Annotated in this window: 1 protein-coding gene; it reads left to right on the top strand. The window is 40.4% G+C overall.

Translation table 11 applies throughout. The features are described 5' to 3' along the window. Window positions 1–250 (top strand): response regulator (locus AAEY75_RS16395; RefSeq protein ID WP_352260219.1); only part of this gene is annotated, 250 nt, incomplete at both ends.

Here is a 250-nt window from a genome sequence, read left to right as displayed (position 1 = left end):
ACGTATTCTTAGTTGAAAGTGGTGAAAAAGCACTGACCTTTGTAAAAGCTGCGCAAGTTGATTTAATTATCCTTGATGTGATTATGCCAGGAATTGACGGCTATGAAGTGCTTGTGCAACTTAAAGAAAATCCGATAACTCAATCGATCCCCGTTATATTTATATCAGCTAATCGTAGCCATGACGACGAAGCTAAGGGCCTAGAGCTCGGTGCTATGGATTATATCACCAAGCCATTTAGCCCTTCTAT

It is taken from the genome of Psychrobacter sp. TB55-MNA-CIBAN-0194 (assembly GCF_040309505.1).
GTDB classification, from domain to species: Bacteria; Pseudomonadota; Gammaproteobacteria; order Pseudomonadales; family Moraxellaceae; genus Psychrobacter; species Psychrobacter fozii.
This window is presented reverse-complemented; position numbering and strand designations above follow the sequence as displayed.